Consider the following 15,560-nt stretch of genomic DNA (forward strand, 5'->3'; position numbering starts at 1 on the left):
GCGCACGGAGGCGCGCGGGGGTGCGGTACACATCCATTGCCGGGTCCCGGCCGTTGTACGAGCGACCGGATTTCCACCTGGCCGCCCCCCGTGGGCGTTTGGAGCACGTACTTTGACAACCGACATCCAGGCCGTTCTGCGCGCCGCGGGAGTGGCGGTCACCGCCGGAGCCGTCCTGACGGCCGGGCCGTTCGCCGCCGCGGCGCAGGCCGACACGCTCAAGCCGCCCACGATCGCCGCCCGGGGCGGCTTCGTGATGAACGACGCCACGGGCAGGACGCTGTTCGCCAAGGCCGCCGACAAGCGTCTGCCCACCGGGTCCACCGCCAAGATCATGACGGCCCGGGTGGTGCTCGCCCAGCGGAACCTCGACCTCGATTCCAAGGTCACCGTGCAGAAGGCGTACAGCGACTACATCGTCGCGAAGACCGCCTCTTCGGCACGTCTGATCGTCGGCGACAGGGTCACCGTGCGCCAGTTGCTGTACGCCCTCATGCTGCCGTCCGGATGCGACGCGGCGTACGCGCTGGCCGACCGGTTCGGCACCGGGCCGACGCGGGCGAAACGGGTGCAGTCGTTCATCGGGAGGATGAACTCGACCGCCAGGTCCCTCGGCATGCGCAACACGCACTTCGACTCCTTCGACGGCATCGGGAACAAGGCGAACTACTCGACGCCGCGCGACCTGACGAAACTCGCCGCCAACGCGATGAAGTACCCGCTGTTCCGCACCGTGGTGAAGACGAAGTCGACCAGGCAGAAGGTCACCACACGGAACAACGGCTACCGCTACATGTCCTGGACCAACACCAATCCCCTCCTGGGCACCTACGCGGGCGCCCTCGGCATCAAGACCGGTTCCGGCCCGCAGGCCAAGTACTGCCTGGTCTATGCCGCCAAGCGGGGCGGCAGGACGGTCATCGGCACCGTCCTCGCCTCCTCCTCGCAGGCCGGCCGGGCGGCGGACGCGAAGAAGACGATGGACTACGGCTTCAAGAGGTAGCCCGCGAGCCGGACGGCGGGGGGGATGGCCGGTCCGGGCGCCACCTCGGGTCGCGCCTCCGTCGTCCCGTTCCCGGGGACGCTGCGTACCCTGGGAACAGGACGCCGCGCACCGTCTGGAGGGTTCGCCATGGCCCGTGACCACCGCTTCCACCTCGACCGGGACGGACATTCGGTCACCGTCCAGGCCGGGGGGCCCGCCGAGGGCACCGAGCTCCTGGTCGACGGCAAGGTCGTCGCCTACGAGCAGGGGCGTGTCAAGGGCGTCACGATCCTGAGCGCCGAGCTGCCCGAGGAGCCGCCCCGGCCCTTCCGCATCTTCCTGGAGGACATGGGCGGCGAGCTGTTCTGCGCGATGGAGGTGAACGGCTCGCGCATCCTCATGCCGCAGGTGCCCCTGTGGCCCTCGGGCGCGCAGTCGTCGTCGCGGACCTCGCCGGCCGCCCGGCCGCCACGCCCCCTGAGGCGGCTGCGCAGACTGCTGCGACGCCTGTGACCGTACGGCCTCCGCGCCGTCGCGCCCACCGGCGACCCGGTGCGGCGGTTCCCGGCCGCACCGGGTAGCGGCCGGGTGGCCGCCGTGGCGGTCCCCCGGCAGCCGGTCAGACGGCGGCCGGCCGCAGCAGCCCGAGGAGGCCGCGGGCGGCGGGGCTTGTGCCCTCCTCATGCGGCAGCGCGGTGACACTGCTGTACGTCAGCCGCCGGGCGCCGGCCAGCGGCACCGCCCGGAGCCCTGCGGCCTCCGGCTTGCGCGTGAAGTGCTGCGGCACGAGGGCGACGCCCAGCGACTCGCGGACCAGCTCCAGCAGGCTGTGCACGTCGTTGACCTCCAGCGACACCTGCCGCCCGACCCCGGCGGCGGCGAACGCCGCGTCACCGACCCGGCGCGGCCCCCAGTCGGAGTGGAAGTCGATGAACGGCTCGTCGCGCAGCTCGTGCCAGGAGACCTCCCCGGCGTCGCCCAGCGCGTGATCCGGGTGGCAGAGCAGCAGCATCGGCTCGTCCGTGAGCGGCAGCGTCCGTACGGTCCGGGGCGTGTCCCCGCAGTCGATGGCGAAGGCCAGGTCGAGCCGCCCGCTGCCGACCTCCTCGATGAGCTGCGCGGAGCCGGCCTGGCGCAGCCGGATCTCGACCTGCGGGTGGCGCTGGTGGAAGCGCGCGAGCAGTCCGGGCACGTGCACCCCCGCGATGCACTGCTCGGTGCCCACGGTGAGGGTGCCGCGCAGCAGGCCCTGGACCGCCGCCACGGCGTCCTTGGCGGCGCGCGCGGCGGCCAGCGTACGCCGCGCCTCGGCCAGCAGCGCCCGGCCCGCGTCCGTCAGGCCGACCGACCGGGTGGTGCGGGCGAAGAGCGCGGTGCCGAGTTCCCGCTCCAGTTCCCGTACGGAGGCCGAAAGGCCGGACTGGGACACCATGAGCCGCTGGGCGGCGCGGGTGAAGTGGCATTCCTCGGCCACCGCGACGAAGTACTCCAGGTGTCTCAGCTCCATGATTCAGAAGGGTAGCTTCTCAATGCGTTCACATTCTTCTGTTGGACGGGATGACCGGCCGCCGGGCAGGCTGGGGAGGCGCCCGCACTCCGCGCGGCGTTCCCCCGCGCACCGCACTCCTCGGAGGAGACGCACGTGTACTCCGCTCACCCCGGCCGGTACGAGACCATGCCGTACCGCCGTGTCGGCCGCAGCGGCCTGAAGCTGCCGGCCCTCTCGCTCGGCCTGTGGCACAACTTCGGCAGCGACCGCACGCTGGACAGCCGGCGCGAGCTCCTGCGGTGCGCCTTCGATCTGGGGATCACCCACTTCGACCTCGCCAACAACTACGGCCCGCCCCCCGGCGAGGCCGAGACCGTCTTCGGCCGCCTCTTCGCGGAGGACTTCGCGGCGCACCGGGACGAGGTCGTCGTCTCCACGAAGGCCGGCTACCTCATGTGGCCCGGCCCGTACGGCGAATGGGGCTCGCGCAAGTCCCTGCTCGCCTCGCTCGACCAGAGCCTGCGCCGGACGCGGCTCGAATACGTCGACATCTTCTACTCGCACCGCTACGACCCGGACACCCCGCTGGAAGAGACCATGGGCGCGCTCCACTCCGCCGTCCAGCGGGGCAAGGCGCTGTACGCCGGCGTCTCCAACTACCCCGCCGAGCAGACCCGCAGGGCCGCGGCGATCCTGCGGGAGCTCGGCACGCCCCTGCTGATCCACCAGCCCCGGTACTCGATGCTGGACCGCGCCGCGGAGGACGGCCTCCTCGACACGCTGCGCGAGGTGGGCGCCGGCGCCGTCGCGTACTCGCCGCTCGCCCAGGGACTGCTCACCGACCGCTACCTGGACGGCGTCCCGGAGGGCTCCCGGGCCGCGGGCACGAGCCCGTTCCTGACGGCGGACGCGGTGACGGGCCCCCTGGTGGCGCGCCTGCGGTCGCTGAACGAACTCGCCGTCGAACGAGGCCGGTCACTGGCGCAGCTCGCGCTCGCCTGGACGCTGCGCGACCCCACCGTGGCGTCGGCCGTCGTCGGGGCGAGCAGCGCACGGCAACTGCGCGACAGCGTCGAGGCGGTCTCCCGCACGGAGTTCGGCGACGACGAACTGCGGCGCATCGAGAAGATCCTCGCCGAGGAGTGAACCCGCGGCGACCGCGGCTCGTGCCCGGCCGGCCCGGTGACCCGGTCGGCGCGACGTCGTAACGCCCACCGGGTGCGTTCGTTGATCGTCGGGAACGTTCCTGCAACAGAGGTGGGCTCATGAAACTCCGGTCAGCCGCCGCGGCCGCGGCTCTCAATCTCCTGGTGCTCGGCAGCGCCGCGTCCTCGGCGCAGGCCGCGGGCCCCGAACAGGCCGCCCTCGGCGCTTCGGAGGCGCTCACCAAGACCTCGCTGGACCTGGGTTTCTGGGCGGACCGGCAGACCTCGGCCGTGCTCGGCCCCGGTCCGCTCGTCGACGAGCGGACCTCCCGCAACACCACGTCGGCCCTGGGCCTGGACCGGCGGAAGACCGGCTAGGGGCCCCGTCAGCGGGGGCGCTCCTCCGGGGGCAGCCGCACGGCGAGCAGAGCGATGTCGTCGCTGCTCGTTGCCCCCAGGTCGGCGAGCAGTTCGTCGCAGAACGCGTCGAGAGGCTCGCGGGCCAGGGCCGCCGCGTGTTCGCGCAGCCGGTGCAGGCCCCGCTCCAGGCTCTCGCCGCGGCGTTCGACCAGCCCGTCCGTGTAGAGCAGCAGGGTGGAGCGCGGCGGAAGCGAGACGGTGATGTCGGAGCGTCCGTACGAGGGGTCCACGCCCAGGAGCATGCCGTGCCCCCCGTCCAGGTAGCGGCTGTCGCCGTCGTGGCCGACCAGCAGCGGCGGCGGGTGTCCGGTGTTGCAGAACCGCAGCAGCCAGGGGCGCCGGCCGCCCCCTTCCAGGCGGCCGTAGACGCAACTGGCGAGGTGCCCTCCGTAGAGCGTGCCGGCGATGGTGTCGAGGCGGCCCAGGATCTCGCTGGGCGGTTCGCGGCGGTCGCAGGCGAGGGCGCGGAGCATGTTGCGCAGCTGGCTCATGGCGATGGCGGCCGGCACGTCGTGGCCGCTCACGTCCCCGATGATCAGTGCGCCGGCGCCGTCCGGCAGGGTGAAGCAGTCGTACCAGTCCCCGCCCACCTCGGCGGCCGAGGGCGCCGCCACGTAACGTGCGGCCGCGGTGAACGGCGCCGGCTCGGACAGCGGCGGCAGCAGGGAGCGCTGGAGGCGCTCGGCGACGTGCTGGACCGCCGCGTACAGCTGGCTGTTGTCGACGGCCAGCGCGGTGCGGTGGGCCAGGTCCTCCACCAGGTCGACGTCGTCCTCGGTCAGCGGCATCGCCGTGCCGCCCCGGGCCAGCGTCAGCGCCCCCAGGACCTGCCGGCGCGCCCAGAGGGGCGCGATGACGACGGTACGGGCGCCCAGCCGGTCGAGCAGTTCGAGCTGGGCGGTGTGGAACGCGCTTCCGTCGCCCGCGCGGGCCGCCGTCCCGTCGAGCAGGACGGGGCCGACACCGCGCAGCACCCGCGCCAGTGGGTCGGTGGACTCCGCCGACACCGGTGGCAGCGGGCCTTCCAGGTGGCCGGTCGGCAGCCGGCTCATGTCGTGGTGCCCCACGACGACGCGGCGCACGTGCCGCCGGTCGTGCTCGTCGATCAGGTCGACCGCGCACCAGTCCCCGAGCTGCGGGAGCACCACATGGCACACACGGCGCAGCGCCTCTTCGACGTCCAGCGTGCTCGACAGGGCCGAACTGGCCTCCGCCAGCAGCGCGAGACGCTCCAGCGCCTGCTGGAGGACCGCGTCGATGTCCCCCGCGCTCACGACCAGGGCTTTCTCAGCACTTACCGACCTTCTCACGGGCGACAGCGCGGGACAGGGTGATCGTCCGGACGGGACACGGACGGGCGACTACCCTGGGCTCAGGGGTCCTTCGCCCCGTGGGAGCAGCCGATGCGCGACGACAGTCCCGGCCGGGACGGAAGGCGGCGTCCCAAGACCGCCCCTCCCCCGCTGTCCCCCGAGGCGCGACGCCGTGCGTACCGGCTGCGGCACGCGCTGGCGACGCTCCACATGCCGCTCTATCTGGCCCTGGCCGTGCTGTTCGGGGTGTGGGCGTGGCGGTCGCAGGCCGGGTTCGCCCCGAGCCCGTGGGCGCTGGGGGCCGTCGCGCTGGTGTTCGCCGTCCTGGCCCTGCTGGCGCTCGCCGACACCCACGTGATCAGGGACCACCGCCGCCACCGGGGCACGCGCCACTGAGGGGGCGGGGCGACGGCCATGGTTTGTTCAAGGCCGCGCCAACACCTCACCATCAAAGATCTCAGGCCAGAGCCTCACCGTTACGTTCCCGGTCGTGACCTTGAACCGAGACACATCATCCATGTCGGCGGGCACGGGGCGTCGCGCTCTCCTGCGGGCCGCGTTCACCACAACCGCCCTGGCCACAACGGGACTGGGGGTGGGCGCCCCGTCCGCCTCGGCCGCGTCCCCGGCCACGGCGACGCGCACACCGCGCACCCCCGACGAGGCGCTGCGCGCGCTGGCGGACGGGAACCGGCGCTGGCGGACGTTCCACCAGCGGCACCCGCACGAAACACCGTCCGTTCGCCGGTCACTGGTGTCGGGGCAGCACCCGTTCGCCGTCGTACTGGGCTGCATCGACTCCCGTGTGCCGCCCGAGCTCGTCTTCGACCAGGGGCTCGGCGACCTCATGACCGTGCGCTCGGCCGGCGAGGTCCTCGACGAGGCCGTGCTGGGCAGCATCGCGTACGGCGCACTGGAACTGCGCATACCGCTGATCCTGGTCCTCGGGCACCAGTCGTGCGGCGCGGTGTCCGCGGCCGTGCGGGCGGACGAGACGGGAGAGCGGCTTCCCGCGCACATCCAGTACCTGGCCGACCAGATACGCCCGGCCATAGACCGCGACCAGGACGGTGACGCCCGCGTCGACTCCACCGTCACCCGCAACGTCGGCCTGGTCCGCTCGCGCCTCGCGGCCGACCCCGATCTGGCGGAGCTGGTGGCCGCCGGCGGGCTCGCCATCGTCGGGGCGCGTTACGAACTCGCCTCCCAGCGCGTGCGCGTCCTCACCTGACGGCGGCCCCGTCCGCGCTCGCCGGTACGGTGAGGGCCTGCCCCGGGGGAGGTCCGAGCCGTGTCCGACGAGAGCGTGCTGAGCATCGGAGAGCTGGCCGCGCGTGCGGGAGTCACCGTCAAGACGGTCCGCTTCTACTCGGACCGCGGCCTCCTCCCCGAAGCCGCCCGGAGCGCGGGAGGGCACCGGCGTTACGGCCCCGAGGCGCTGGAGCGGCTGCGCCTCATCCGCTCGCTGCGCACGCTCGACCTGCCGGTCGTGGACGTGGGCCGGGTCCTGGACGAGGAGGGCGCACTGGAGGAGGTCCTCGCGGGCCGGCTCAGGGAGCTCGGGTCGCAACTGACCGCCCTGCGGTGGCGCGAGGCGTCGCTCCAGCTCCTGCGGGACTGCCCCGCCGGGGAGCGGGCCGAGCGGCTGCGCCTGGTCGGAGCGGTGTCCGCGCCGCCCGGCACGGCCGCCCTCGTCCGCTTCTGGCGGCGGTGGCTGCCTGCGCGACTGCCGGCGCGCCTGGTCTCCGTCATCCTCGAACAGGCCGTTGTGCAGCCGCCGGCCGACCCGACACCGGCCGAGGTGCTCGCCTTCGCGCGGCTGCACGCCCTCGCCTCCGGCGTCCACCCCGGCGCCGCCCACTGCCAGCCGGCGGCGCACGAGCCCGGCGAGGGGTTCCGTCCGGCGGTGCTCTACGACGGTCTCGTGGAGGCGTACGCGCTGGCGTCGCCGCACCTGCGGGCGCGCCGGCCGCCGCACGCGGGCGAGGCGCTCGACTGCTTCGTGTCCTCCTACGCCCACTCGCGCGGTGCGCGGGACACCCTCGCCTTCCGCCGCGCGCTCGGCCGCCGGCTCGCCGCCGACGCCCGTATCGACCACTACTGGCGGCTCACCGCCGAGCTCTCCGGGTCGCCGGACCCGACGCCCGGTGCGGCGCACGCCTGGCTGACCACCGCGCTGGACGCCGAGACGGACCGTACGGCACCCGGCCGGGACGCCGGCTGAGTCGGCTCCAGGTTTCCGACCCTGTCGTCCCCGCTCGTCTCCCCCTCGGCCGGAAGCCCAGGCGCAGGCAGTAGGTCTCGTGGCCGTCCTCGCCCGGGCGCTTGGTTCTCCGGCCGGCCGACTTGCCTTACCACGCAATGCGGTCGGTGCACAGCAGGTCGGATCACAACGGCTGATTCCCGCCGTCCATGGACTGTTTTCGGACAACGATGCGGGAGTCGTGAGGGCCCAGACAACCCAGGCGGCCCTCCGTCAACTCTCACCGAACGGAGCCAACCAGTTCCCAGCACGTACGTGGAAAACGAGGGACGATGACCAGATTCCACCAAGCCCGTCCGTGGCTTGCCCTGATCGCCGCCGGCGCGGCGATCACCGTGACCGCCGGTGTCGTGGCGGCCGCGCCCGAGGACGAGAAGGCGCAGGGCGCACCGAAGCTCAGCCTGATCGCCGCCGCGAAGTCGGTCACGCTCGACTCGTACAAGGAGGACCCGGGTGTCTACCTGGACCTCGGTACGTACCTCACCGCCGAGAACGGGCCCCTCGAACTGCGGGTGACGCGCAAGTCCTACAAGGACCCGGTCCTGGCCACGCAGGTCGTCCGCGACGGTGCGACGACACGGACCAAGGCCCTGCCCGCGGGCCTGGTGAAGGACTTCTCGGGGCTGCCTGGCTTCGCGCACGTCACCCTCACCGACGCCAACGGCCGCAAGGTGATGGACAAGAAGGAGTCGTTCTGCCCGAACAACGCCTCCGGACGGATCCGCCACGACGCCCCGGCCAAGTCGAAGTATCCCGAGAGCTGCCCCGTCAACCCGTTCACGCTCGGGTCGGTGTGGGGCGTGGAGGACGGCTGGGCCTCCAACACGTACGCGGGTTACTACTCCGCCCCGGTCAAGCTGAAGCCGGGGAAGTACACCGCCAAGGTGTCGGTGGCCAAGCGCTACCGCCTGGCGTTCGGTATGGAGAACAAGCCGCAGACGGTCAAGGTGACCGTGCGCGAGCGCAGTTACGACGACGACGGCGGCATGGGCGTCGGCGCGGCGGACGCCATGAAGCACGGTTCGCACGCGGCCGGACACGCCGGCCACGGCGCGATGCGCGCCCCCGCGCCCACCGCCGCCACGACCGGCGCGGGCCCCGCCTACAACATGGGCCACGGACCGCACCCGCCGGCGCCGCCCGCCCTCCCGTGGGCGCTGAAGAAGTCCGCCCTCAGGGCGGCGGGCGACGAGACCGGCCGGACGGACGGTTCGCGCAAGGCCCCCGCGCTGGCTCCCGCCGCGCAGCGGCCGGCCGGCGAGCCGAACGTGCCGGACGTGCCGAAGCCGGACCTCCGCTCGCTCCCGGCCTACGGCATCACCGCCACCAAGGGCACGGGCAGCAACCGGGGCAAGGACTACCTCGCGTTCAGCGCCAACGTCTGGAACGCGGGCCCCGCGCAGCTGGTGGTCGACGGCTTCCGCAGCCCCGGCAAGAAGCTGATGGACGCGTACCAGTACTTCTACGACGCCGACGGCAAGCAGGTCGGCTACACCCCAACGGGCACCATGGAGTGGGACCCGCGCGCGGGCCACGAGCACTGGCACTTCACCGACTTCGCCAGCTACCGGCTGCTCAAGGCCGACCAGAAGGAAGCGGTGCGCAGCGGCAAGGAGGCGTTCTGCCTCGCCAACACCGACGCGGTCGACTACACGGTGGAGAACGCCAACTGGCACCCCGAGAACACCGATCTGTCCACCGCGTGCGGCCAGGAGAGCTCGATCTCCGTCCGCGAGGTGCTGGACGTCGGCTCCGGTGACACGTACACCCAGGACCTTCCCGGTCAGTCGTTCGACATCACCAACCTGCCGAACGGCACCTACTACATCCAGGTGCTGGCCAACCCGGAGAAGCGTCTCCAGGAGACCAGCCTGACGAACAACAGCGCCCTGCGGAAGGTCGTCCTGGGCGGCCGTCCCGGCGCCCGCACGGTGAGCGTGCCGGCCCACGACCTGGTCGACGCCAACTGACACCCGCTCGTCGTGACGCACTGTGCCCCGGGACATGGTCCCGGGGCACAGTGGCGTGCGGACCCGGCGTCCGGAACGGGCCACGGGCGACCGCCGACCGCCGTCCTTCAGTCCGGCGGCGTCAGGCGCAGCAGGAAAAGGGCGGTGTCGTCCGTGCGGTCGGCGGACGGGCGCGAGGCGCGCCGGGTGAGCTCGTCGGCGAGCTCGTCCAGGTGGTCGGCCCCCTCGCTCATCAGCGCCGCGAGGCCGGCGGTCGACTCCTCGATGTCGGTGCCCGGCCTCTCCACCAGACCGTCGGTGAACAGGGCCAGGACGGCGCCGGGCGGCAGATCGACGTCGATCGCCTCGTACGCCGCCGAGGGGTCGATGCCGAGCAGGAGTCCGGGGGGCATGGCCACGCATTCCGTACGTCCGCCGGGGTGCCGCAGCAGGGGCGGGAGGTGGCCGGCCGTCGCCAGGCACGCCCGCCGGCGGGCCAGGTCGATCTGGACGTACAGGCAGCTGGTGAAGAGCCCCGGGTTCAGGTCGGTGAGCAGGTGGTTGGTCCGGGCGAGGACGTCGTCGGGGGCCGCCCCGGCGATGGCGTGGGCCCGGACGGCGGTACGGACCTGTCCCATCAGGGCGGCCGCGGTGACGCTGTGCCCCTGGACGTCCCCGATGACGGCGGCGGCCGTGGTGTCGTCGAGGCGTACCAGGTCGTAGAAGTCGCCGCCGACGTCCATGCCCCGGGTGGCCGGCAGGTAGCGGGCCGTCGCCTGGAGCCCGCTCAGCTCGGGGAGGACCTGGGGCAGCAGGCTGGCCTGGAGGCTGCGGGCCAGTCCGCTCTTGGTGTCGTACAGGTGCGCGCGGTCCAGCGCCTGGGCGGCGAGCCCGCTGAACGCCGTCAGGAGGGCCCGTTCGTCGTGGCCGAAGACGTGCGGCCGGTCGTAGGCCAGTACGCAGCAGCCGATGGAGCGGCCGGCGGCGACGAGGGGCAGGAATGCCCACGCGTGGTTGCCGTCCTCGTCCGCGGCGCGGGGGAAGGCGTCCTGGAGTTCGCGGCGTGAGGCGAAGAAGACCGGCTCCGCCGAGGTCACCGCCCGGCCGCTCGGGTGGTCGGGCGACAGCGGCACGCCGTCGAGCCGCTCCATCTCCCGGGCCGCGTAGCCGTGGCGTCCGCGCATCCGCAGCCGGCCCGCCTGCACGGCGAACAGGGCGACCGCGTGCGCGCCGAAACTCGGAGCGATCTGGTCGACCACCAGCCTGATCACGTCCGGAACGCTGAGGGCCTCGGTCAGCGCGGCCGCCAGGTGGGCCAGTTGGTAGAGCACCCCGGCCCGCGGCGGCGCGGCGCCCGACCCCGGGGCGACGGCGGATTCCGGCAGCGGCGCGGTCGGGGCGGCGGCCCCCTCCGGCCGCGCGCCCGGTGCGGGTGCGGTGCCGGCGAGGCGCGACCGGGCGATGCGTACGCTGATGCCCCGGGCGTCGGGGTACAGCTCGAACGACAGCCACAGGTCGTCCGGGCGCCGGGCCGTGAACGACGTGGGGTGGCGGCTCATCACGGCCGACCGGTAGCGGTCCTCGAACACGGGGTCGTCCAGCCAGGGCAGCGCTTCCCACGGCCTGCTCCCCAGCATCGCCGGGACCGTGCTGCCCACCAGGTCCGCCCCGTTGGGGGTGATGAAGGTGATCCGGCCGTCGAGGTCGAGCGCGCAGCAGCCCTCCGGGAGCCGTTCGGTGAAGTCCACCGCCGCCAGGGACTCGGCCTGGGTGACCATGCGGCGCCGGGGCACCGGGACGATCCTCGGTTCCGGCGCGGCCACGATGGGACGGCCGCTCTCGTGGGCCCGGCGCAGCGCCGCGCCGACGTATCCGGACGCCCTCTCGACGGCCCGCTGCCGCTCCGCCCCGATCACCAGGGGATGGGAGCCGGGCCACAGCAGGAGCAGCCCGCCCCAGGTCTTCTGGGCGCTGACCGCCGGGGCCGCCGCGAGGGCGAACGAGTACGGCAGGGCGAGGCCGATCCGAGGGTAGCGCCGGGCGAGTTCGCCCTCGGCTCCGACCCACACCAGACGGCCTTCGCGCACCGCCTCCGCCAGGGGGCCCGAGGCGGACATGCCCACCCTGGCCCACGGCATCGCGAGGTTGGACGGCACTCCGGCGAGCACGGCGGCGGACAGCACCTGGCCGCCCGCCGTCAGCACGTAGATGCCACCGCCGTACGCGTCGGACTCGCGCAGCACCCGGGAGAGCAGCCGGTCCAGTACCTCCGGCTGCCCGGTCTCCTCCGCCGGCGGGCCCATGGCTAACGGCTTCGCGCGCCGCGCATCACACAACTCATCATCTCTGGACGTTACGCCCAGAACGGGCAGGCTCGCACCCGCAGGCGGCGCGTCAGACGCCGGCCAGCAGCAGACCGCCCATCGTGACCATGGTGGCGGCGACCAGTCCGTCCAGGACCCGCCAGGCCGCCGGCCGGGCCAGCAGGCCGCTGAGCAGGCGCGCCCCGTAGCCCAGGGTGGTGAACCAGGTCAGGCTGGCGAGTACCGCGCCCACTCCGAAGGCCCACCGCTGGGAGCCGTGGTCGGCGGCGACGGAGCCGATGAGCAGGACGGTGTCGAGGTAGACGTGCGGGTTGAGCCAGGTCATCGCCAGGCAGGTCAGCACGGCCTTGCGGGCGGAGCCGGCCGCGTCGCCCCGCACGCTGAGCGCCGCGCCGGGCTCCGGCCGCAGCACGCGCCGGGCCGCGAGGACGCCGTAGCAGATGAGGAACGCGCCGCCGGCCAGGCCGACCACGGTCAGCGCGGCGGGCCAGGCCGTGACCACGGCTCCCACTCCGGAGACACCGAGGGCGATGAGGAGCGCGTCCGACACGGCGCAGATGGCGACCACCGCCAGGACGGCGTGCCGCCGCACCCCCTGCCTGAGGACGAACGCGTTCTGCGCGCCGATGGCGACGATGAGGGAGAGTCCGGTGCCGAAGCCGACGAGCGCCGCCGTGATGATTCCGTGGTTCATGACACCGACCGTATGGACCGGCCGACCTTCAGTACAGCTAAAGGTTCTAACGTACCCTTAGCGTTCGTGATGAACGAGCTTCCCCTCGACCAGGTAGGCACCCTGCTCGCCGCCGTGGACGAAGGCACCTTCGACGCCGCGGCGGCCGCGCTGCACGTGACGCCGTCCGCCGTCAGCCAGCGGATCAAGGCGCTGGAGCAGCGCACCGGCCGCGTGCTCCTGACCCGTACGAAGCCGGTGCGGCCGACCGAGTCCGGCGAGGTCGTCGTGCGCTTCGCGCGTCAGCTGGCCCGCCTGGAACGGGACGCGCGGGCGGAGCTGGGCATCGCCGACGAGCTCGGACCGGCGCGGCTGCCCATCGCCGTCAACGCGGACTCGCTCGCCACCTGGTTCCTGCCGGCGCTGACGCGGGTGCCGCAGGACCCGCCGGTCTGCTTCGAGCTGTACCGGGAGGACGAGGCCCACACCACGGCGCTGCTGCGCGAGGGGCAGGTGATGGCGGCGGTCACGTCGTCGCCCGACCCCGTGGCGGGCTGCACCGTCCGCGGTCTGGGCCTGGCCCGGTACCTGCCGGTGGCCACCGAGGCCTTCGCCGCGCGCCATCTCACGGGGGCGCCGGAGCGTGACCTGAGGCAGGCCCCGGTGATCGTCTTCGACCGCCGCGACGACCTTCAGGACAGCTTCGTACGGTCGCTCACGGACAACGGCGCGGGCGCGGGGCCAGTACGGCACCAGGTGCCCACCTCGGAAGGTTTCTGCGACGCGGTGACCGCCGGGCTCGGCTGGGGCCTGGTGCCGGAACCGCAGGCCGAACCGCTGCTGCGCGCGGGCGCCCTCACCCTGATCGCGCCCGGCCGGGTCGTCGACGTACCGCTGTTCTGGCAGCAGTGGAAGCTGGACTCGCCGGCGCTGTCCGCCGTCGCGGAAGCGGTCGCCGCCACGGCCGCCGAGGAGCTGCGCGGCCCGGCCTGAGCCGCGCCGCCTCACCGGCGCGGGGGCCCGGGGGGTTCCTCCAGGGATCGGCCGGGCGGAGCAATCGGGGCGATCCCAGGTGATCCCCCGCAACCGGCGAGCGCGGACCGCGTTGGTCAGCGCGCGTGGCCGACCTCCGCCCACGGCCCTGTCAGGAGTCATCGCATGCTCTACGGAAGCGCCCTGCGCGACGAGATCGCCTCCGCCGGGACGACACCGCTCATCGGCGTGTACGACATGTACTCGGCCTCGCTCGCGGCCCGGCACTACGACGGTCTGTTCGTCTCCGGTTTCGGGTTCGCCGCCTCGTACTACGGACTGCCCGACATCGGGTTCGTCGCCTGGCCCGACATGGCGGCCTTCGCCGAGCGCCTGCGCGGCGCGTTTCCGCGCCACCACCTGCTCGTGGACATCGACGACGGATACGTCGACACGGAGGTGGCCTGCCACGTCGTGCGCCGCCTGGAACGCGCTGGCGTCTCCGGTGTGGTCCTGGAGGACCAGAAGCGGCCGCGCCGCTGCGGCCACGCCGACGGAAAGCAGATCCTGCCGCTGGAGGAGTACCTCGACAAGCTCGGCCAGGTGCTCGCGAGCCGCACCGACCTGCTGGTCGTCGCACGGACCGACGCCACGGACGACGAGGACATCCTTCTGCGCGCCAAGGCCCTCGCGGCGACCGACGCGGACGTGGTGCTCGTCGACGGGGTGCGCGACGTCGAGTCGATCCGCCGGATCCGGGAGGCCGCGGGAACGAAGCCGCTGCTGTTCAACCAGATCGCCGGAGGCAAGTCACCGCGGCTGTCGCTCACCGAACTCGCCGCGCTGGGGGTCGGCGCGGCGGTCTACAGCACGCCCTGCCTGTTCGCCGCGCACGCGGCGGTGGAGGACGCCGTGACCCGGCTGAAGGCGGCGGACGGGCTCCTGCCCGCCGCCGGCGACCGGGGGAACGCGGGGGTCGCCGAAGTGACGGAGCTGCTCACCGGCAACCTCCGCCGCCACGGCGGGCACTGATCCGGCGGACACGCGCTACGGGTCGGCGTCCCCGGCCCGGCCCGGGTCCAGCCTGCGCCGTACCCGTCCCTCATGCACCAGCCGCCCCACCAGCGCCCCTCCGTACACCACGAACCCCACGCCCACCAGCCAGGACTGAAGCACCAGCACGGTCCCGAACGGGCCGTACGTCACCGCGTTCGACGCGATCAGCGGCGAGAAGACCAACTGCGAGAAGACCCGCAGCCCGAGCAGTCCGACAGCCGTCAGGGCGGCCCCGGGCGCCAGCGCGCGCCAGCGGATCCGGCCGCACAGCAGCACGCGCTGGGACCACCAGAAGAAGAAGAACAGACCGATGACGTCGCCCCCCGCGACGAGCACCGTCACGATCACCGGGGACTGCTCGCGGGTGGGCGTCTTGACGAAGAGCAGCAGGGCGGCGATCAGCACGGCCAGCCAGACGACGTGCCGCCACATCGTGTGCCAGCGGGCCGTCGGCAGGTCCCACAGCCGTTCGTACCCGGTCTGCACCGCGGAGCCGAACGTCACGCCGAACCCCGCCAGCGCGGCGAGGCCGAACGCCGTGGTGCCCTGCAACGCCTGGCCGGGCCGGCCGAACAGTTCCTCCACCTCCGCCTGCGACACCTCCGACACACCGAGCCCGGCGACCAGCCACCGCGCGAAGCCCTGGCCGCTCGCCAGGTCGGCCGCGGCGACGACGATCAGCAGAGGAACCAGGGTGAGGAAACTGAGCGCCGCGAAACCCATGGCGCGGTGCATCAGCTCCACTTCGCGGCCACGCTGCCAGGTCAGCGCGACGACCGAGCTGCGCAGCCGTCGGTACAGCCGGCCGAACCGGTCTCCGTGCGGTGGGCGGCCCTCATGCGGCGCACCGGGTCTCAGGGGCATGTCCCGTCGAGTACCCGTAAGCGCCGCTTCCGCCTCCGCCGTGGGGCCGAACGGGTGCGCCGGGCGTCGCGCGCCCGGCGCACCCGGTCAGGTGGTGCCGCTCCGGT

At 73.3% G+C, this 15,560-nt stretch carries 15 protein-coding genes; 10 read left to right on the forward strand and 5 right to left on the reverse strand.

Annotated features, from left to right (window positions below):
• Positions 1–151: 151 nt before the first annotated feature.
• Both ACWGH0_RS29160 and ACWGH0_RS29165 read left to right on the forward strand, forming a co-directional pair.
• Positions 152–1,003 carry a D-alanyl-D-alanine carboxypeptidase family protein gene (locus tag ACWGH0_RS29160; protein WP_453407258.1) on the forward strand — a complete coding sequence of 284 codons (852 nt, stop codon included), beginning with the start codon at positions 152–154 and terminating at the stop codon, positions 1,001–1,003.
• A gap of 129 nt (positions 1,004–1,132) precedes the next feature.
• The gene (locus tag ACWGH0_RS29165; RefSeq protein ID WP_453407244.1) at positions 1,133–1,498 is read left to right on the forward strand and encodes a hypothetical protein; all 366 of its coding nucleotides are present in this window, start codon (positions 1,133–1,135) and stop codon (positions 1,496–1,498) included.
• A 106-nt stretch (positions 1,499–1,604) separates the two neighbouring features.
• On the opposite strand, the gene ACWGH0_RS29170 is transcribed toward ACWGH0_RS29165, so the two are convergent.
• Positions 1,605–2,492, reverse strand: coding sequence for a LysR family transcriptional regulator (locus ACWGH0_RS29170; RefSeq protein ID WP_453407245.1), 888 nt, complete (start codon positions 2,490–2,492; stop codon positions 1,605–1,607).
• A gap of 135 nt (positions 2,493–2,627) precedes the next feature.
• Between ACWGH0_RS29170 and ACWGH0_RS29175 the strand changes: the two genes are divergently transcribed.
• Together ACWGH0_RS29175 and ACWGH0_RS29180 are read left to right on the forward strand one after the other, a co-directional pair.
• Positions 2,628–3,620 (forward strand): aldo/keto reductase, encoded by a 993-nt coding sequence (locus ACWGH0_RS29175; RefSeq protein ID WP_453407246.1) that lies wholly within the window; start codon positions 2,628–2,630, stop codon positions 3,618–3,620.
• Between the two features lie 119 nt (positions 3,621–3,739).
• Positions 3,740–3,997: a hypothetical protein gene (locus ACWGH0_RS29180; RefSeq protein ID WP_453407247.1), complete on the forward strand. Its 258-nt coding sequence runs from the start codon at positions 3,740–3,742 to the stop codon at positions 3,995–3,997.
• A gap of 8 nt (positions 3,998–4,005) precedes the next feature.
• Here the strand turns inward: ACWGH0_RS29180 and ACWGH0_RS29185 are convergent, their stop codons facing one another.
• Positions 4,006–5,313 carry a PP2C family protein-serine/threonine phosphatase gene (locus ACWGH0_RS29185; protein WP_453407248.1) on the reverse strand — a complete coding sequence of 436 codons (1,308 nt, stop codon included), beginning with the start codon at positions 5,311–5,313 and terminating at the stop codon, positions 4,006–4,008.
• Positions 5,314–5,442: 129 nt separating this feature from the next.
• On the opposite strand from ACWGH0_RS29185, the gene ACWGH0_RS29190 reads away from it, so the two are divergent.
• The 4 genes from ACWGH0_RS29190 (at position 5,443) to ACWGH0_RS29205 (ending at position 9,585) form a co-directional block, all read left to right on the forward strand.
• On the forward strand, positions 5,443–5,748 hold the full coding sequence (locus ACWGH0_RS29190; protein WP_453407249.1) for a DUF6343 family protein: 306 nt from the start codon (positions 5,443–5,445) through the stop codon (positions 5,746–5,748).
• 121 nt (positions 5,749–5,869) lie between these two features.
• On the forward strand, positions 5,870–6,583 hold the full coding sequence (locus ACWGH0_RS29195) for a carbonic anhydrase (RefSeq protein ID WP_453407259.1): 714 nt from the start codon (positions 5,870–5,872) through the stop codon (positions 6,581–6,583).
• 60 nt (positions 6,584–6,643) lie between these two features.
• Positions 6,644–7,576, forward strand: a complete 933-nt coding sequence (locus ACWGH0_RS29200; protein ID WP_453407250.1) for a helix-turn-helix domain-containing protein — start codon at positions 6,644–6,646, stop codon at positions 7,574–7,576.
• 311 nt (positions 7,577–7,887) lie between these two features.
• Positions 7,888–9,585, forward strand: coding sequence for a lysyl oxidase family protein (locus ACWGH0_RS29205; protein ID WP_453407251.1), 1,698 nt, complete (start codon positions 7,888–7,890; stop codon positions 9,583–9,585).
• A gap of 107 nt (positions 9,586–9,692) precedes the next feature.
• Here ACWGH0_RS29205 and ACWGH0_RS29210 read toward each other — a convergent pair whose 3' ends face one another.
• On the reverse strand, positions 9,693–11,867 hold the full coding sequence (locus tag ACWGH0_RS29210; RefSeq protein ID WP_453407252.1) for a SpoIIE family protein phosphatase: 2,175 nt from the start codon (positions 11,865–11,867) through the stop codon (positions 9,693–9,695).
• Between the two features lie 91 nt (positions 11,868–11,958).
• The gene (locus ACWGH0_RS29215) at positions 11,959–12,582 is read right to left on the reverse strand and encodes a LysE/ArgO family amino acid transporter (protein ID WP_453407253.1); all 624 of its coding nucleotides are present in this window, start codon (positions 12,580–12,582) and stop codon (positions 11,959–11,961) included.
• Between the two features lie 69 nt (positions 12,583–12,651).
• Between ACWGH0_RS29215 and ACWGH0_RS29220 the strand changes: the two genes are divergently transcribed.
• Both ACWGH0_RS29220 and ACWGH0_RS29225 read left to right on the forward strand, forming a co-directional pair.
• Entirely contained in the window at positions 12,652–13,554 is a 903-nt protein-coding gene (locus ACWGH0_RS29220; RefSeq protein ID WP_453407254.1) for a LysR family transcriptional regulator ArgP, read from the forward strand.
• Positions 13,555–13,719: 165 nt separating this feature from the next.
• Positions 13,720–14,565: an isocitrate lyase/PEP mutase family protein gene (locus ACWGH0_RS29225; RefSeq protein ID WP_453407255.1), complete on the forward strand. Its 846-nt coding sequence runs from the start codon at positions 13,720–13,722 to the stop codon at positions 14,563–14,565.
• Between the two features lie 15 nt (positions 14,566–14,580).
• Here ACWGH0_RS29225 and ACWGH0_RS29230 read toward each other — a convergent pair whose 3' ends face one another.
• The gene (locus ACWGH0_RS29230; RefSeq protein ID WP_453407256.1) at positions 14,581–15,453 is read right to left on the reverse strand and encodes a YhjD/YihY/BrkB family envelope integrity protein; all 873 of its coding nucleotides are present in this window, start codon (positions 15,451–15,453) and stop codon (positions 14,581–14,583) included.
• Positions 15,454–15,560 lie beyond the last annotated feature (107 nt).

This window comes from Streptomyces sp. NPDC054887 (assembly GCF_053610585.1).